13 protein-coding genes are annotated in these 17,718 nt (G+C 31.9%); 1 reads left to right on the plus strand and 12 read right to left on the minus strand.

Annotated elements, in window-relative coordinates; all coding sequences use genetic code 11:
- Nucleotides 1–53 precede the first annotated feature (53 nt).
- Complete coding sequence (locus ACY2IJ_RS13805) at nt 54–1,328, plus strand: DUF2851 family protein (RefSeq protein ID WP_476724905.1); 1,275 nt, start codon at nt 54–56, stop codon at nt 1,326–1,328.
- Here the strand turns inward: ACY2IJ_RS13805 and ACY2IJ_RS13810 are convergent.
- From ACY2IJ_RS13810 to ACY2IJ_RS13865, 12 genes are all read right to left on the minus strand, one after another.
- Nucleotides 1,325–2,137 carry a metallophosphoesterase gene (locus ACY2IJ_RS13810; RefSeq protein ID WP_476724906.1) on the minus strand — a complete coding sequence of 271 codons (813 nt, stop codon included), beginning with the start codon at nt 2,135–2,137 and terminating at the stop codon, nt 1,325–1,327. The two genes, ACY2IJ_RS13805 and ACY2IJ_RS13810, sit on opposite strands and share 4 nt — an antisense overlap.
- A 31-nt stretch (nt 2,138–2,168) precedes the next feature.
- On the minus strand, nt 2,169–4,625 hold the full coding sequence (locus ACY2IJ_RS13815; protein ID WP_476724907.1) for an alpha-ketoacid dehydrogenase subunit alpha/beta: 2,457 nt from the start codon (nt 4,623–4,625) through the stop codon (nt 2,169–2,171).
- An 83-nt stretch (nt 4,626–4,708) separates the two neighbouring features.
- Nucleotides 4,709–7,513 carry a M1 family aminopeptidase gene (locus ACY2IJ_RS13820; protein WP_476724908.1) on the minus strand — a complete coding sequence of 935 codons (2,805 nt, stop codon included), beginning with the start codon at nt 7,511–7,513 and terminating at the stop codon, nt 4,709–4,711.
- A gap of 2 nt (nt 7,514–7,515) precedes the next feature.
- The gene (locus ACY2IJ_RS13825) at nt 7,516–8,238 is read right to left on the minus strand and encodes an LOG family protein (RefSeq protein WP_476724909.1); all 723 of its coding nucleotides are present in this window, start codon (nt 8,236–8,238) and stop codon (nt 7,516–7,518) included.
- A 50-nt stretch (nt 8,239–8,288) separates the two neighbouring features.
- Nucleotides 8,289–11,108, minus strand: a complete 2,820-nt coding sequence (gene uvrA, locus ACY2IJ_RS13830; RefSeq protein WP_476724910.1) for an excinuclease ABC subunit UvrA — start codon at nt 11,106–11,108, stop codon at nt 8,289–8,291.
- A 155-nt stretch (nt 11,109–11,263) separates the two neighbouring features.
- Nucleotides 11,264–11,560, minus strand: a complete 297-nt coding sequence (locus ACY2IJ_RS13835) for a hypothetical protein (RefSeq protein ID WP_476724911.1) — start codon at nt 11,558–11,560, stop codon at nt 11,264–11,266.
- A gap of 104 nt (nt 11,561–11,664) precedes the next feature.
- Nucleotides 11,665–12,276, minus strand: coding sequence for an alpha-ketoglutarate-dependent dioxygenase AlkB family protein (locus tag ACY2IJ_RS13840; RefSeq protein WP_476724912.1), 612 nt, complete (start codon nt 12,274–12,276; stop codon nt 11,665–11,667).
- A complete protein-coding gene (locus tag ACY2IJ_RS13845) occupies nt 12,276–13,112 on the minus strand; it encodes a methylated-DNA--[protein]-cysteine S-methyltransferase (protein ID WP_476724913.1) in 837 nt (278 codons plus the stop codon). The genes ACY2IJ_RS13840 and ACY2IJ_RS13845 overlap by 1 nt, the downstream gene beginning before the upstream one ends.
- Before the next feature lie 99 nt (nt 13,113–13,211).
- Nucleotides 13,212–13,931, minus strand: coding sequence for an N-formylglutamate amidohydrolase (locus tag ACY2IJ_RS13850; protein WP_476724914.1), 720 nt, complete (start codon nt 13,929–13,931; stop codon nt 13,212–13,214).
- Nucleotides 13,932–13,935: 4 nt separating this feature from the next.
- Entirely contained in the window at nt 13,936–15,162 is a 1,227-nt protein-coding gene (locus tag ACY2IJ_RS13855; protein ID WP_476724915.1) for a glutamate-cysteine ligase family protein, read from the minus strand.
- Between the two features lies 1 nt (nt 15,163).
- Nucleotides 15,164–16,612 (minus strand): RimK family protein, encoded by a 1,449-nt coding sequence (locus tag ACY2IJ_RS13860; protein ID WP_476724916.1) that lies wholly within the window; start codon nt 16,610–16,612, stop codon nt 15,164–15,166.
- Nucleotides 16,613–16,796: 184 nt separating this feature from the next.
- Entirely contained in the window at nt 16,797–17,666 is an 870-nt protein-coding gene (locus ACY2IJ_RS13865) for a LamG domain-containing protein (protein WP_476724917.1), read from the minus strand.
- Nucleotides 17,667–17,718 lie beyond the last annotated feature (52 nt).

Genomic DNA, 17,718 nt, shown 5'->3' on the forward strand with positions numbered 1-17,718 from the left:
AAATAAGTTTTTTATTTTTTAACTTACTGTATTCAACCAGATTCTACAACGCTATGAAAGAGTCTTTATTGCATTTAGTTTGGGAACAACAGCTATTTGAAGCTAGCAATTTGTTCACCACAAAGCAACAAGAATTAAACATACATAAAAAAGGAAGCTTAAACCATTTACAAGGTCCAGATTTTGGAAATGCTATAATTTCTATTGATGGACAAAAATGGGCAGGAACTATAGAGATTCATGTAAAATCTTCGGATTGGTATGCGCATCAACATCAAAAAGATCCCAATTATCAAAATGTAATTCTACATGTGGTTTATGAACACGATGTTGAGATTTTTGATTTGCATAGCAATGAAATTCCTACTCTAGAACTAAAGCAATACATACAAAAAGATGTTTTATTGAAATACAAAAAGCTGATGAGCAATTCTAAGCAATGGATTTTTTGTGAATCGGAATTAAAAAATACGGATGTTTTTAAGTTAGAAAGTTGGTTAGAGCGTGTGTATGTAGAGCGTTTGGAAAGAAAAGTAGGGGAGATAGAAAAGGTTTTTACAACGACTGGGCAAGATTGGGAAGCAACATTGTTTTTGTTAATGGCCAAGTATTTTGGTGGAAATGTAAATGGAACTATTTTTTTAAATGCTTTTTCTCAGATTGATTTTTCTATAATTAGAAAACAAATTTCTAATAAAAAAACAGCTTCGTTATTATTTGGATTGGTGGGGCTGCTAGAAGATGAACATGTAGAAGACATGTATTATGAGTCTTTGCAAAAGGAATTTTATTACCAAAAACAAAAATACCAACTAGAAGATTTACAGTTGCCAAAACTTAATTTTTACGGATGTAGACCTCCAAATTTTCCAACCATTAGACTGGCACAGTTGATTGCTTTTTATGAAAAACATTTAACAGTGTTTGCTACCATTTTAAGTTTGGATACAGGAATAAAAGGTTATAGAGACTTTTTTACCATTGAAATGGAAGCTTATTGGAAGCAGCATTATAATTTTAACAAACCTTCTAAAAAATCGGCCAAGCAAATTAGCAAAGGTTTTGTGGACTTGTTGTTGATGAATGTAATTGTTCCTGTTTTGTTTTTTTACGCTAAAAGCAAAGGAAAAGACCAAAGCCATTTGTTAGATTTAATGTATGAAATTCCTGCAGAAAAGAATAGTGTAATTTCTAAATTTAATCAATTAGGAGTTAAAACAAATTCGGCTTTACAAACTCAAGCGCTACTAAGACTTAAAAAAGAATATTGTGATAAAGAAAAATGTGCTGAATGTGTTGTTGGTGTAGATTTAATTAAGAAAAACTAAAGATCCATTTCTACCATTTCTGCTCTAGCTCCAAATCTAATTGGTAAAATACTGGTACCTATTCCTTTTGAAATGTACATTTTAGGTTCTGTGTTTTTGTACCAACCTTTTAAGTATTTTCCACTTCCTTGTGGTTTAAAAGGAACCAAGCCTAAAAATGTAATTTGTCCACCGTGTGTATGTCCAGAAAGAACTAAGTCAATTGTTAAGTCTCCTTTTTGTTTGGCAATAATATCTCTATACTCTGGGCAATGAGATAAAACAATGGTTGTATCTACTTTTTCTATATTTTTTATTGCCTTTTTAAAATCAGGAGTACCACCTATATAATCATCAACACCAATAATAGCTACGTTACGATTTTTAATAGCTACAGTTCTATTTTCGTTAATTAATAACTCGCAATTATGATTAGAAAAGGTGTGCTTTAGTTTGTTTAAATCTACATTACCCCAATACTCCCAATTACCAGTAATGGCATATTTAGGAATGAAATTGTCTATTAAATTTAAAAATTGATGAAGCAATTCTATTTTATTGGTTTCATCAACAGAATCTCCTGTAATAAAGATAAGATCTGGCTGTAAAGAATTTATTTTTTTGGCAATAGATTTGTGAAAATAACGAAGCTTGTCAAAATGTAAATCAGAAATTTGAATGATTTTAATTTTGTTGGTGCCTGATTTAGAAATATCAAAATAATTCCAATCAATCACATATTTTTCGAACCAAAGAATATCTAAAAAAAAAGTTCCAATGGAAGCTATTATTCCTGTTTTGATAAATTTTCTTCTAGATATTTTTATCATTTATCAGGATGTTTTTAAAACAAAAGATCTATTAATACAATTTAGGAAACTTAGCCGGATTTGCTTCGTGGAACATAGTGTATACTTTTTCAAACACATCATCGTGAGAAGGTTTAGAAAAATAATCACCATCACTACCATAAGCAGGTCTGTGTTCTTGAGCTGAAATACAAATAGGTTTACTGTCTAAATATTGATAAGCATTTTGCTCATCTACAACTTTTTGTAAAATATAAGCAGAAGCTCCACCTGGTACATCCTCATCAATTATGGCTAATCTGTTTGTTTTAGAAACACTATAAGAAATGTTGTGATCTAAATCAAAAGGCATTAAACTTTGTACATCTACCACCTCTGCATTAATACCCACTTGTGCCAACTCACGTTGAGCAACTTCCATTACAATTTTTAAAGTAGAACCGTAAGAAACCAGTGTAATATCTGTTCCTTCTTTAATGGTTTCAGTATACCCAATAGGGGTTAAAAACTCACCTAAATTGTTTGGTTTTTCTTCTTTTAAACGGTAACCGTTTAAGTTTTCTATTACAATTGCAGGTTCGTCTGTTTGCAAAAGGGTGTTGTAAAAACCAGCTGCTTTGGTCATGTTTCTAGGCACCAATAAATGCATACCTCTTAAACAACTTAAAATTAAAGCCATTGGAGATCCAGAATGCCAAATACCTTCTAATCTGTGTCCTCTTGTTCTTACAATTAAAGGTGCTGTTTGTTTTCCGTAAGTTCTATAGCGTAAACAAGCTAAGTCATCACTTAAGGTTTGTACAGCATATAAAATATAATCTAAATATTGAATTTCAGCAATAGGTCTTAAACCACGTAAAGCCATTCCAATACCTTGTCCCATAATGGTGGCTTCTCTAATACCAGTATCGGCAACACGTAGCTCTCCGTATTTGTCTTGTAAACTTTCTAATCCTTGATTTACGTCTCCAATTTTACCGGCATCTTCACCAAAAATAAATAAGTTGTCGTGTTTTTTTAAGAGTGCATCAAAATTATCACGAATAATAACTCGGGCATCTACAATTTCTTTTTTATCGGTATAAGTAGGTAACTTTTCAGCAATAGAAGAAGCACCTTTGCCAAAGTCGTTTAATAATTTAGAACTGTATTTTTCTTGTGCTATAGGTAAATTTTTACGAAGCCAGTTTTGCAATAGAGCTTTGCTTGGAATGTTTTCTTCTCTTATGTAGCTTAATATTTTTCTGGCAGTACCATAAATATCTTTACGATGAACTTCTGTTAAATCCTCTAAATCGTTTTTGTATTTTAAAATAAAGTTTTTGTTAATACTTTCCTCTGTAATTTTATCAAGTATAGCTAATAAACTTTGTTGTTCCTCTTTTAAAGGTTTTATAAAAGCTTGCCAAGCAGCTCTTTTAGCAGCAGAAACTTCTTGTTTCGCTTTTTTCTCTATGGCAATTAATTCTTCTTCACTTTTAATCAATCGCAAGTCGGCATCGTTCTCGGACAAGTCAAAGTCTAAAATCCATTCACGCATTTTTTTAATACAGTCAAAGTCTTTTTCCCACTGCAAACGTTCTGCACTTTTGTAACGTTCGTGCGATCCAGAAGTAGAGTGTCCTTGTGGTTGTGTAACTTCATCAACATGAATCATTACAGGAACGTGTTCTTCTCTAGCAATTTGAGATGCTTTGGTATACGCTTCTATAAGGCTTGAATAATCCCAACCTTTAACGTTAAAAATTTCTATTCCTTTGCTGTTTTTATCTCTTTGAAATCCTTTTAAAACTTCGGATATATTTTCTTTGGTTGTATGGTGTTTTTGATGAACTGATATTCCGTATTCATCATCCCAAATACTTGTAACCATTGGAATTTGTAAAACTCCTGCAGCATTTATAGCTTCAAAAAAATGACCTTCACTGGTACTGGCATTTCCAATAGTTCCCCAAGCGACTTCGTTTCCTTGTTTGCTAAATTTTTCGTACCCTTTTTGTACGGTTTTTTCTTGTCTGTATAATTTAGAAGCATAGGCTAAACCTACCAAACGAGGCATTTGTGCAGCTGTACAAGAAACATCAGAAGCGGTGTTGTACTGTTCTGTTAAATTTTTCCATTCTCCATTTTCATCCAAACTGTGTGAGGCAAAATGTCCTCCCATTTGTCTACCTGCAGCAAACGGTTCGTGTTCTATATCTGTATGTGCATACAAACCAGCAAAGAACTGCTGAGGTGTTAATTCTCCCAATGCCAACATAAAGGTTTGGTCTCGGTAGTAACCCGATCTCCAATCTCCTTTTTCAAAAGCTTTGGCCATGGCAATTTGCGGTAATTCTTTACCGTCACCAAAAATTCCAAATTTTGCTTTTCCTGTTAAGACTTCTTTTCTACCCAACAAGCTACATTCACGGCTAAGTACAGCTATGTAATAATCGTTTAAAATTTCTTCTTTAAATTGATTAAATGTAAGTTCTTGTTCTTTTTTTGAATCAACAGTAATAGGCATAGTTTATCACAATTTATAGGGTATAAAGTTAGTTAATTATGATGGGATATTAAAAACTATAAAAAGTTAGCTATTAACAATTGTTAAAAGAGCTGTTGTTTTAAAAATTTTATGATGGGTTGAGCTTTTAAGGTAACTACAAATCGGACGTTGTGTATGTAGTTATCTTGCTGTGTAACAAAGCCTTCTTTGTTATAAATGGGTAAATAAAATTCTAAAATATCAGGAATAAAGTTTAATCGGACTCCAGTTTCATAATCAAAAAAAGGTGAATAACGACGGTTTTTTAACAATGAAATGTTGTTAAAAATTTCTACCCATCTAATTATTCCGACACTTGTGTTGATACTTGTGAGCCACTGATTTGCAAATCCAGGATTGTTTTGAGAAACAAATCCTCCTTGAGATTTAAAGTATTGTTGACTTAAAATTCCGCTAGTTTCAGATCGTCCTAAATACGGTAACTCAAACAAATAATCGTTGGCAGTGTGTTGGTTAAAACTAAAATAATCACTAGTTGTGTGGTTGGTAATAAATGCTCCTCCATAAAACCTAAACTCTATAGCTCTTTTTTGATTGGTTAGATGTCTGTACCTAAAATCTACATTAAGTTTAGAGAATTTAGTGGCTATTTCTGTATTAACGTTTAGTTGGTAGTTGTGAATTAATTTATTCATTTTAAATAAATAATCTAATTTGAATAAATGATAATCGTCTTCATCTGTTTTTTGAATTCCAGGAGCAACCTCTTTATCAATTACTAAAAAACGAGCTGTTATTTTATTAGTTCCTAAAGCTCTAAAATCTTTTTGTTTAAAGCTCAAAGAAAAGTAGGGGGCTACGGTATTGTAATTTAAATCTGGAGCATAGTGGTAATTACTTCCTGAAATTCCAAAATTGGTTTGATATATAATAGTGTTCTCAGGAAATACAGAATAATCAACATTAAAGCCTCCTGTTAAACTTTTGCTGGCGGTGCTAAAAGTAGGGCTAATGGCATATTCTAAATTTTGATGTAAAAAGGCTTTGTTTTGTATGCTTAAACCTAAAATAAAACCATCGTAGTAGTTATAATCTCCTTCTGGTTTTAAAAAAACTTGATTTTTTCTAGGGTTGTTTAAATCTTTTAACAAGCTAATTTGTATAGGACGTTCAAATAGTTTGGGTTTTTTATTGTCCCAGTTGTTTCTGTAGTTAATTTCAGGATAGATGTTTTCATAGTTCAGTACAACTTTGTCAAGAGAGTCGTTTTTAATACAAATTTGTTTGATGTCTTTAAAACCATCAATCCAAGTTTTACTTTTTATTTGATTGCCTTTTAAACCGTAAACTAATACAGGTGTGGTAATGCTTCTTTTGTTTTTTATAGTTACTTCTACGCTGTCTTTTCTAAAATTGGTATCTACAATTTTATGATCTATTTTTTTCTTGGTATTGATCCACTCTTTTTGAAACCAGCGAATGTCTTTGTCTGTATTACTCTGTAAATTGTCTAAAAAATCTTTAGAACTAATGGTTTTTCCTCTATTGCTACTGATGAAATTGTAAATACTATTGTCTAAGGTTTTTTCACCTATATATTCTTTTAAAAATAAAAATCCAATTCCAGATTTGTAAGGAGAAATTACTTTTTTATTGTAGTTAGAAAGTTTGTTGTACGGAGTATCTAAATCTTGATCTAAATTTTCTCTGGCCGTAATTTGATTGACCATGTTAAACTTATTGTTAAAGCTCTGCTTGGCAATATTCATAGATCTAATTCCCCATATGTTAGATAGCCTTCCTAATAATTTAGCATTGGGATGGTACTCATTCATGTACTTGGTAAACAAATAAATTTCTAAACCTTCGGCAAACCAGTAATCTTCAATCCTGTTGATGTTTACCACTTGTTCCACATATTGGGTAACCAATGCTTTAAAAAATTCAGCCTCCCATTTAAATTCACTTTTAAAAGGATGTAACTGACTAGGTAAGTATTTTAGCTCGTATATTGGATTTTGATTGTATATTTTTTTATCTACCACTATTTTAGTGTGAGGTAAATAACTTAAATGATCGTTTAAAAAAAATATCATTTGCTGCATTTTCATTTTTTGGGTAGCAACAGGAACTTTGTTACTGATAAAGTTGGTAACAATTTTGGCAGGGTAGGTAGGAACTTGTAAATAAGAACGTAACAACGCTATGCTTAAATCTGTATGGGTAATTCCTTTTCCGTTTAAAAAAAAGATGGTTTTTCCCCCTTCTGATGTTTTTTGTTTGTTAAAATTACTGTGGATGTTATAGCCCACGGGAGTGGTAAACTCTATATTATAATCTGTAGGTAATTTGTATTGGTAATTTAAATTTTGATGAGAGTCTAATTGCCATTTTCCGTTATAAATAGCAGGAGTAATATGCCAATCTTCTAAATAAAAATCTATTCCTTTTTTACCGCTACCTGTAAATTTTGCATTGGGTATTTTAATGGTATAATTAATGTCTAAAGATGTACTATCGTTTGGAAATAAAGGATTACTAAGGTTTACAAAAACTAAATCTTGTAAATGATGTGGAATGTGAAAACTTGCTTTTTGTTGGTTGGAAGAAATGTGGTGTATAAAACTATAACCTCTATCGTTTTTTTTAGAAAAATAAAAATCGGTTTTATAATCTTCTAACAATCTTTTGGCTAAAGGAGTATCGTCATTTAGGTAACTATTAGCCCAGTTCCTAAGCACAATTTCATGTAAGGTGTCTTTGCTGTGGTTATAGTAGGTTATTTGTTGTTGAATTTCTAAAAGACTACGTTCTGGAAGTAATTTAGCATTTATAGTCAATTGATTGTTTTGACTATAAATGCTGCAACTAATTAGTAAAAAAAAGAATCGTAAAATTAGTTTCAAGTTTAGAAATTTGGTTTTAGTTTGTATTTGTTGTAAAAGTTGTTTAAATGTTCAATAGCCTCATCTGCTGTGTCAACTAATCTAAATAAATTTAAGTCTTCGGGGCTTATTGTTTTGTAATCATTTAGTAATCTTTCTTTAATCCAATCTAAGAGTCCTTTCCAATAATTGGTTCCTACCAATACAATAGGGAATCTTCCAATTTTTTTGGTTTGAATTAATGTAATAGCTTCAAAAAGTTCATCCAAAGTACCAAAACCACCTGGCATGACCACAAAACCTTGAGAATATTTTACAAACATTACTTTGCGTACAAAAAAGTAGTCAAAATCTACACTTTTATCTCTGTCTATCCAAGGGTTGTTGTTTTGCTCAAAAGGCAATTCTATGTTTAAACCAACGGAAGTACCTTTTCCTCTATGCGCACCTTTGTTTCCTGCTTCCATAATTCCGGGTCCACCACCTGTAATAACACCAAAACCATTTTGTGTTAATTTGTAGGCAATTTCTTCGGCAAGTATATAGTTGGGGTCATTTGGTTGGGTTCTGGCAGATCCAAAAATACTAACACATGGACCTATTTTTGCCATGGTTTCAAAACCATTGACCATTTCGGACATAATTTTAAAAACAGCCCAAGAGTCATTACTCTTTATTTCGTTCCAGTTTTTTTGTTCAAATTTATTGTATATTTTTTCGGCTTCAATTCGTTCCTTTTCTGTCATAATTTATTGTTTAATACTTAACCTAAGTTAATATACAAAAATAATAGGAGTTAAAGTTCTTTTTTTAAGAATTGGGAGGTATAACTTTTTTTGTTTTTAGCTACTTGTTCTGGAGTTCCTTGGCAAACAATTGTTCCTCCACCTTTTCCACCTTCGGGTCCTATATCTATAATATGATCGGCCAATTTAATTACATCCATATTGTGTTCAATTACTAATACAGAGTTTCCTTTATCTACCAATTTCTGAATTACATTCATTAAAACTCTAATATCTTCAAAATGCAATCCTGTAGTAGGTTCGTCTAAAATATAAAACGTATTACCGGTGTCTCTTTTAGAAAGTTCGGCAGCTAGTTTTATTCTTTGTGCTTCTCCTCCAGATAATGTAGTTGATTGTTGTCCTAAGGTAATGTAGCCCAAACCAACTTCTTTGATGGTTTTTATTTTTCTGTGAATTTTAGGAATGTGTTCAAAAAAGTCTACTGCCTGATCGATGGTCATTTCCAAAACATCAGAAATAGATTTTCCTTTATAGCGAATTTCTAGTGTTTCTCTGTTAAAACGTTTTCCTTGACAGGTTTCACATTCTACATGCACATCTGGTAAAAAGTTCATTTCTATGACTCGCATTCCACCACCTTCACAAGTTTCACATCTACCTCCTTTAACATTAAAAGAAAAACGACCAGGTTTGTAACCACGAATCATGGCTTCGGGGGTTTTGGCAAATAAACTTCTAATTTCATCAAAAGTTTTGGTGTAGGTTGCAGGGTTAGAACGTGGGGTTCTACCAATAGGAGATTGATCTATATCGATAATTTTATCAACATGCTCTAAACCTTCTATGCTTTTATAAGGTTGAGGTTTTTTGACTCCATTGTATATATGTGCATTTAGAATAGGGTATAGGGTTCCGTTTACTAGTGTAGATTTTCCACTACCCGAAACTCCGGTAACACAAACCAATTTACCTAAAGGAAAATGAGCGGTTACGTTTTTTAAATTGTTACCCGTAGCTCCTTTTAAAACCAATTCTTTTCCGTTTCCTTCTCTACGTTTTTTAGGAACTGAAATTTCTTTTCTTCCGGTTAAATAATCGGCAGTTAGGGTTTCTACTTTAGAGAATAATTTATAAGAACCTTCACTTACAATTTGTCCACCATGTACTCCTGCACCAGGGCCAATGTCAATCACATGATCGGCACGTTCCATAATATCTTTATCGTGTTCTACGACCAAAACAGAGTTTCCAACATCCCGTAATTGTTCTAAAGAATTGATTAGTTTTTCGTTATCTCGTTGGTGCAATCCAATACTTGGTTCGTCTAGAATATACAATACTCCTACCAATTGAGATCCAATTTGAGTTGCCAAGCGAATACGTTGTGCTTCTCCTCCAGACAAAGATTTAGAAGTTCTGTTTAAAGTTAAGTAATCTAGTCCTACGTCTAATAAAAACTGGATACGTGTTCTAATTTCCTTCGTAATTTCAGATCCAATGGTTTTTTGTTTGTCACTTAATTTGTCATCAATTTTAGAAAACCAATCGGCCAATTCTTTAATGTCCATAGAGGTTAAAACTCCTAAGTCATATCCATCAATTTTAAAATAAAGAGATTCTTTTCTTAAACGACTTCCGTTACATTCGCTACAAACAACATCGTTCATAAAGTCTTTAGCCCAACGTTGTATGCTTTTAGAATCTGTATTTTGATGCTGATTTTCTATAAAAGAAACAATTCCTTCAAAATCTATTTGATAGGTTTTGGTAACTCCTGCAGCTTTGGCTTTTACATTAATGGTTTCTTTACCTCCGTTAAGAATTACTTGTAAAGCCTCTTCAGGAATTTTAGAAATAGGATCGTCTAAACGAAACTGAAAGGCACCTGCAATGCTTTGTAGTTGTTTAAAAATCCAAGTGTTTTTTTTGGGACCTAAAGGTATAATTCCTCCATCTTTAATAGAGATATTGTTATCTGGAATTACTTTTTTTAATTCTATTTCTGCTACATGGCCAATTCCGTTACATTTGGGACAAGCTCCTTTAGGAGAGTTAAAAGAAAAAGAATTGGGTTCTGGCAAAGGATAAGAAATTCCGGAACTAGGACACATTAAAGCTCTACTAAAATAACGTGCATTTTTCTCGTTAAATTTCATCACCATTAAAACACCTTCTCCTGCATACATAGCTGTTTTTATGGTTTCTTCTAAACGTTTTTCTTGTTCAGCATTAATCACCAATCTGTCAATTACAATTTCAATGTCGTGAGTTTTGTAACGGTCTACTTTCATGCCTTTGGTAATGTCTAATACATTTCCATCTACACGTACTTTGGTAAAACCTTGCTTGGCAATTTGTTCAAACAATTCACGGTAATGCCCTTTTCTAGATTTTACTACCGGAGCTAATACCAATGTTTTTTCACCATCAAAATCTTGTAAAATTAATTCTTTGATTTGCTCATCAGAATAACTTACCATTTTTTCGTTGGTGTTGTAAGAATACGCATCGGCAACACGAGCGTATAACAAACGTAAAAAGTCGTAAATTTCTGTAATGGTTCCTACCGTAGAGCGTGGACTTTTATTGGTGGTTTTTTGTTCTATGGCAATTACGGGAGATAGTCCATCAATCTTATCAACATCAGGTCTTTCTAAGCCTCCTAAAAACTGACGAGCATAGGCAGAAAACGTTTCAATATAACGTCTTTGTCCTTCGGCATAAATGGTGTCAAAAGCTAAAGAGGATTTTCCACTACCACTTAAACCAGTAATTACTACTAGTTTGTCTCGTGGAATTTTAACATCAATATTTTTAAGGTTGTGTGCTCTAGCTCCTAGTACTTCTATAAATTCGTTGGTTGCCATATGTTTTTTTACAAAAACACGAAGTTACTATTTTTTGCTAGGATTTTAAGTTTACAGGTTGGATTCTATATTAAGTATATAAGTTTTAAATAAATCATAAAAAAAAGGAGAAATCAAATAGGTTTCTCCTTTTATACTTTAATGTTAAAAGCAAATTATTTTTGCCAATATTTGTTCATTGCTTTAGTTTTTTCTTTACCCACAATTGCACTTATTTTTTTACTAGCTTCTTTTTTTACTTCTTTACTTTTTAACTTTTTAGTTTCAGAATCTAAATCACTCTTATTGATTTTTTGTAAAGCTATTTTTTTCTCTTTTTGTACTTCCATTACTTTTGTAGTTTCTGCAGGAGTTAAACCAGCATGTTTTATAGATCCTTCAAAAGTTTTTCTTTCTTGTGCATTAACGGCTAAACCTAAGAATAATGCAAAAATAAATACTAATTTTTTCATTTGTATATTGTTTTAAAATTTAACTACAATAATAGAAATGATAATCGTCTATGTAGGTTTTAAATGTTTTTTTATAAAACAATTATGGTTTTTTTAGAGAAATATTACTCTGTAAATGAGTGTTTTAATTGTCTGAAGGTTAAATTGATTCTAGGAGATTTAACTAACGTAGTAGGAGGTAACTTGTGCAGCCAGTTTGTTTGTGTGTTCCCTTTCATAATTAATAAACTTCCTTTTTCTAAAACTATAGAAACGGTTTGTTTGGTAGTTTTGTGTTTAAAAGAAAATTTTCTATCAGCTCCAAAACTAATAGAAGCTATTACGGGTTGATTGCCTAAGATTTTTTCATTATCGGAATGCCAACCCATAGTTTCGTTTCCGTTGTGGTATAAGTTTAATAGGCAAGCATTAAAAGTTACGTTACATTTTTTTTCTGCTATTTTTTTTAGGTCGATGAGTTCTGTAGTCCATGGCAAAGCTTGTTTTATAACATTAGAATATCTATATAAAAAACTAAAATCGCCATACAATGCAACTTTTCGTTGGGTAACAATGTGTTTGCCAAATAGGTTGGCTTCATCGTTTTTCCAGCTTATAGACGATTTTAATAATTGATAATAATGTTGTGCTTCAGCCAAACTTAATAAATTCGGGTGGTAATAAACTTCTCCATCAAAAGGTAGTAGGTTGGTTGGGTTTGGGTTAAATAAATCCATTACTCTGTATCTGTTTTTGCGGTTTCCCAACCAATAAGAGCTTGTTTACGAACGGTTCCCCACATATAGTTTCCAATAATTCCTGTAGCTCTAATGACTCTGTGGCAAGGAATTAAAAAAGCTATGGGGTTGTTACCAATAGCAGTTCCCACAGCTCTTGATGCTTTGGGTTGTTCTATGTTATTGGCAATAGCTCCGTAAGTACTTAATTTACCTATGGGAATGGTTAATAAAGCTTCCCATACTTTTAATTGAAACGGAGTTCCTTTAATATGTAAAGGTAAAGGTGTTTCTTGTTTTTCTAGTTTATGGAAAATGTTTAAAGCTTTAATTTGTAACGGATGTTCTTGATGTATGTAAGTAGCATTACTTAACCTATTTTTTAAATGGATGATTTCTGTTTCTAGATCATCAACAAAAGAAATGTTACAAACCCCTTTTTGAGTATTGGCAACAAGCACAGTTCCAAAAGGACTAGGGTAGAGGTAGTAGTAAATAGTTAAAGTTTGCCCGTTGTTTTTGTATTCTCCAGGTGTCATTCCTTCAATACTCACAAACAAATCATGCAATCTACTAGTGCTAGACAAGCCCATTTCATGACTTGTTTGGAATAAAGTATACTCAGGCTTATTTAGTAATTTTTTTGCGTGTTGTACATTTAAATATTGCAAAAACTTTTTAGGGCTAACACCTGCCCATTCTGTAAATGTTTTTTGTAAATGAAACGGACTCATATGTACTGCTTTAGCCAAATCTTTTAGTTGAGGTTGCAGTGTTGCATTTTCTTGTAAAAAAGTAATGGCTTGGGCAATTGTTTTGTAATGTGTTGGTTTCATAGATAGGAATGTGCTGCAAAGGTAACTTTCCTTTTTAACATCTAAAATCTGATTCTTGTGAAACGAAAAGATGAAATTTTTAGAAGTACATCTCTTTTATTAAAATCGATATTGATTGTTTTCTGTATTGGTTTGTTGCTCTATAATGAGCTTGATTGATTTGTAAATTACTTTTTTTAAATCTTCATTTATTTTGTTTTGAAACGAAAATTTTTGATTCACCTCAATTTCTATACCTGCATAGTTTTTAGAAAACTGTTTTCTTAGTGTTTTGGTAAATCCATCACTTACTCCTTTGTACGGGTAGTTAAAACGAACGTTTAATTCTGGAGCTCTTTTTTTAAGTTCAGCTTTTAGCAATTGGGCAATTTTTTTCTCGTTAGGAGATGAAGGATCGTATAACAAGCCAATATCACATTTTCTAGTAACCCCATTAAGAACAGGAGTAAAACTGTGTACCGATAAATGAAAGATACAATGATGACTGTGTACCAAACTTTCTATTTGTTGGGTGATTTTATCTCTATAAATAGAATAGTATTGCTGAATTAAAAGCTGTTTTTCTTTTTTGCTTAACGTTTTTGTAAACTCAGAAAACAACATAGGATGATGCAAAGATCTGTTTAGTTCTATAAACAACCTGCTAACTTCATTACTTTTGTGATATACGGCTAAAGGCCTTAGAAATTTAAATAAATCTAAGGCTCCTTTGTCATAAGCTCTATGGGTGTGTAAAACCAATTCATTCCCTTTAAAAAGAGCATTGTACGCTAGGGGAATGTTATTGCCACCGTGTTCACAAGTTAAAACTACCTTCATCTTTTTAACTACCAAATAAAGCATTTTGTTGTAAACAATCCGCTAATTTTGTGTAAACTTTCTGAATGTTGATTTCAGAAAAATTGTTTTGTAAAGCATTTTCTATACGTGTAGATAGCGTTCCTTGTTCTAAAATAAATTCAATTGTAGGTTTGTACATTTCAGGAATGTTTGTTGCTACGGTTTGGTACAAATGTCTCCAAATATTTTGAACTGTTTCTACAGATGGTATTCCTAGTTCTTTTGTGTAATTTGTGTTTAAAACGGTATAGTTTTCCCCTTGTCGAATGGTGTTGTTTAAAATAATAGCCAATTCTTTTTCATGCCAATTTTTTTGAGAAGACAAAGAAGTAAAAGGATGATAGACCAACATTTTTAAAACCTCAATTACCAAAACAGCAATAGAAATATCTGCTTTTGGACATTCTTGAATATCCATAACTCTAATTTCAATGGCATTTCTATCAAACCTAGCAATGGCACCTCTAGAGTTTACAAAATAATGATCTAAGACCTTTTCTTTGTCAAAAGGTTCTATGGCTTTTTTGATAGGTTCAAAAATAATAGTCTCATAATCACTTTTACTAAAAACCTGTTCTGGAATTACGCTACCCGCTATTATAGGAATTTCTTTTTGATTGTATTTATAACTTTCCAAACGGCTGTCTTTGTAATTTGTAAGTTTTCCATCTAGTATTGGAGAGCTAGCACATAAACCAGGTAATATAGGCAACAAAATACGAATAGCTGCATGCAGTTTTTCAAACTCCTCATCGTTTGCAAAAGGGAGGTTAATGTGCATACTTTGTAGATTACTCCATCCGTGTCCTTTGCAATCAAAAATAGTATTGTATAGTTCGTAAATTTCGTTAGAACCGTGTTCCCAAAGTTTGGTTTCGGTAAAAGGATTCATTAACGGATGACAAGCTGTTCCTAATAATTTGCTGTTAGTTTGTGCTAACAAGTTGTTAATTTCAATAATGTTTTGATGAAAATGAACATCCAATCCTGTTAAATTAGTTACAGGATTTTGTGTTTTAATTTCTACCACATGAGCAACCAATTCGTTACTCCAACCAATGGTTCCGTTGTCTATATCATCAATTAAAGTACCGTTTTTAGCCGTTAATAAATTGGCTACCTTAGGTTGTACTTTAAAAGTGGAATTGTGAATTAACATGTATTCAAGTTCAATTCCGTAAACTTCAAATAATTTATATTTTGTTTTCATCTTAAGATAAAACTCTAGTTTTAAATGCTTCTAATATTGTGGTGTAAATTAAATCTCCGTAGTATTCGTCTTCTACACCTACATCAATGTTTGGGTTGTCGTTAATTTCTATCACCATAGGCTGGTTGTTCACAATTTTAATATCAATACCATACAATCCTAAGCCCATAATTTTGGCAGATTTTAAGGCGATATTGATGACTTTTTTAGGAACTTTTTCTATAGGAAAACAATCAGACTCTCCATCTTGTTCTTTTTTCTTTTTGGCATTCCAGTTGTAAATTTGCCAGTGATCTTTGGCCATAAAATATCTACAAGCATAAAATACTTTTCCGTCTATAACCCCAATTCTCCAATCGTAACTAGATGGGCAAAATTCTTGCGCAATAATTAAATCGGACTCTTTAAGCATACTGTTTGTAAGTTCCTTGTACTCTTCTTCTGTTTTGGCTTTTTTAACTCCAAAAGAAAAAGTAGAATCGGGTGTTTTTAATACACAAGGCAAACCAATTTCTTGCAACACTTCTTCCTGATTATTTACGTGAATAATTTTGGTTTTAGGAGTGTTAATATTTGCATTTTGTAAAGCTTCTGCCATGTACACTTTGTTGCAGCATTTTAAAATGGCATCAGGATAATCTACAATAGCAATATCTTGTTGCTGTGCTTTACGAGCAAAGGTGTAAGCCTCATTATTTACCTCGGTACTTTGTCTAATAAATAAGGCATCAAAAGAAGTTAATCTAGACAAATCTTTAGGTTCTATAATTTCTGCATAAATCTTTAGCTTTTCTGCAATTTCTATAAATTTTTTGATGGCTTTGGCATTGCTAGGAGGAGCAGGATCGTTTTTGTTAACCAAAATAGCCAAATCAAAATCGTACTTAATTTGTTTGGGCTGATCGTATCTTTTTTTGGAAAAATATTGACTAGCAAATTCTTGTGCCAACTCTATATGAGCAGCAGGTATTTCTGCTTCTGTAATGGCTCTAATGCTTTGTACATGCCATTTGTAATCAAAATTAAACGTAATTCTTAAAAATGGTATTTGAAAGTGTTTGTAAAACAAAGCACTTAGTTCCTTGTATTTTTGAGCAACGTTTTGTCCAAAGTAAATACTTAGAGTAAAGTTCTGAGATTTGATAGATTTTAAACTTTGTTGAATAATTTCATCAAATTCATCGGATACAATTTTAACCAATTCTAACTTGTCTAAATCTACTAAGTTTTTTACGGTAGGAGAAACACGGTGTCCTCTGGCTTCGGCTAATAAAGAAACATAGTAACCTTTAGATTGGTAACTATAATCTTTACATAAATTAAAAATCCTTCCCTTTTTTAGTAAAGAGTATGTAGGATTTGTAAGGTAATCTTGTGAAGAAATAACTGTAATATTATCAACTAAAAAACGCCATTTTTCTGGTTGATTTACAACTAAATACTTGTTCATTTAAAATTTTTCATTTGTGTTGTATTTTTAAATAAATGTATATGAAAAAAGAATACAAAATCATTTTTTTTTTAAAGAAGTAATCATTGTTAAAAACAAAAGAATGTAGGTTTGGTACATGAATAAAATAAAAAAAACGGTAAAGTAAACTTCACCGTTTTTTAACTATTTTACAAGAGTTGTGTTATTTCAATTTCCAAGTTCTAACCCAATCATATTGAGTGGTTCTTTGTTCCCAAGTTCCACTTTCTACCAATCCTCCATCATCTGGTAACGGATTCCAATCATAAGTTTCAATAGCCATTTGTAAAAAAGCAGGCATATCCCATTCAACTGTTGGATTTAGTGTGTATTTGTATTCACCATCTAAAAAACATAAAATTTCTGTAGGGCTTTTCCACCAAGCTCCATAAACATAAAAACGTTCATGATTTTTTGTTGGAGTATAGACCATTTTTTGATCTCTTTCACTTTTAGGGTGACAATTTGTTTTTCTATGAATAGCATTGGAATGGAAGATACCGTCCCAATTTTTTGCCCATTTTTCTGTTTTCTCTGTCAATCTACCCACACATTCTTGTATGTCTAGCTCTTCTTTTTTTTCACAATCGTATTTGGTCATTAACCAAAAAGTAGAAGACATAACTGTTGCGTTGGCTTTCATTCTAGTTTCAAAATACCAGCCTACTTTACCTGCGTGTAAAGAACGTACAATGGCTCCTTGGTGGGTAAATGTTTTCCCTTTTTTAACAATAGGTTGGTCTAATTTACTAACGGTTACATTCATTTTTCCGTTTTTAACCACAACATTTTCTGCTTTAAAAAATCCTGGAGCTCTTCCGTCCCAGTTCCATCCGTTTCCAATAGGTTCATCCTGCCATTTTTTATGGTTAAGTTTAGAACCTTTAAATTCATCTGACATGTTTTTTACAAGGGTCCATTTTTTTTCTAAAGGTTTAGGATCTTCTCCTTTTGTAAAAAAAGGTGTTTTTTGAGCAAAACCCATAAGTGTACATCCTAGGTAAAAAATAAGTAAAGAAAATATTTTTTTCATTGAGTATTTAGTATAAAAATTATTTTACTAAAATATCAATGAGATGTGATAG

Source organism: Wenyingzhuangia gracilariae (genome assembly GCF_056387575.1).

What these genes read in the sequence shown, in the direction of transcription:
- ACY2IJ_RS13805 (WP_476724905.1), top strand. Translation starts at nt 54, where the DNA reads ATGAAAGAGTCTTTATTGCATTTAGTTTGGGAACAACAGCTATTTGAA.
- ACY2IJ_RS13810 (WP_476724906.1), bottom strand. Translation starts at nt 2,137, where the DNA reads ATGATAAAAATATCTAGAAGAAAATTTATCAAAACAGGAATAATAGCT.
- ACY2IJ_RS13815 (WP_476724907.1), bottom strand. Translation starts at nt 4,625, where the DNA reads ATGCCTATTACTGTTGATTCAAAAAAAGAACAAGAACTTACATTTAAT.
- ACY2IJ_RS13825 (WP_476724909.1), bottom strand. Translation starts at nt 8,238, where the DNA reads ATGACAGAAAAGGAACGAATTGAAGCCGAAAAAATATACAATAAATTT.
- uvrA (WP_476724910.1), bottom strand. Translation starts at nt 11,108, where the DNA reads ATGGCAACCAACGAATTTATAGAAGTACTAGGAGCTAGAGCACACAAC.
- ACY2IJ_RS13835 (WP_476724911.1), bottom strand. Translation starts at nt 11,560, where the DNA reads ATGAAAAAATTAGTATTTATTTTTGCATTATTCTTAGGTTTAGCCGTT.
- ACY2IJ_RS13840 (WP_476724912.1), bottom strand. Translation starts at nt 12,276, where the DNA reads ATGGATTTATTTAACCCAAACCCAACCAACCTACTACCTTTTGATGGA.
- ACY2IJ_RS13845 (WP_476724913.1), bottom strand. Translation starts at nt 13,112, where the DNA reads ATGAAACCAACACATTACAAAACAATTGCCCAAGCCATTACTTTTTTA.
- ACY2IJ_RS13850 (WP_476724914.1), bottom strand. Translation starts at nt 13,931, where the DNA reads ATGAAGGTAGTTTTAACTTGTGAACACGGTGGCAATAACATTCCCCTA.
- ACY2IJ_RS13855 (WP_476724915.1), bottom strand. Translation starts at nt 15,162, where the DNA reads ATGAAAACAAAATATAAATTATTTGAAGTTTACGGAATTGAACTTGAA.
- ACY2IJ_RS13860 (WP_476724916.1), bottom strand. Translation starts at nt 16,612, where the DNA reads ATGAACAAGTATTTAGTTGTAAATCAACCAGAAAAATGGCGTTTTTTA.
- ACY2IJ_RS13865 (WP_476724917.1), bottom strand. Translation starts at nt 17,666, where the DNA reads ATGAAAAAAATATTTTCTTTACTTATTTTTTACCTAGGATGTACACTT.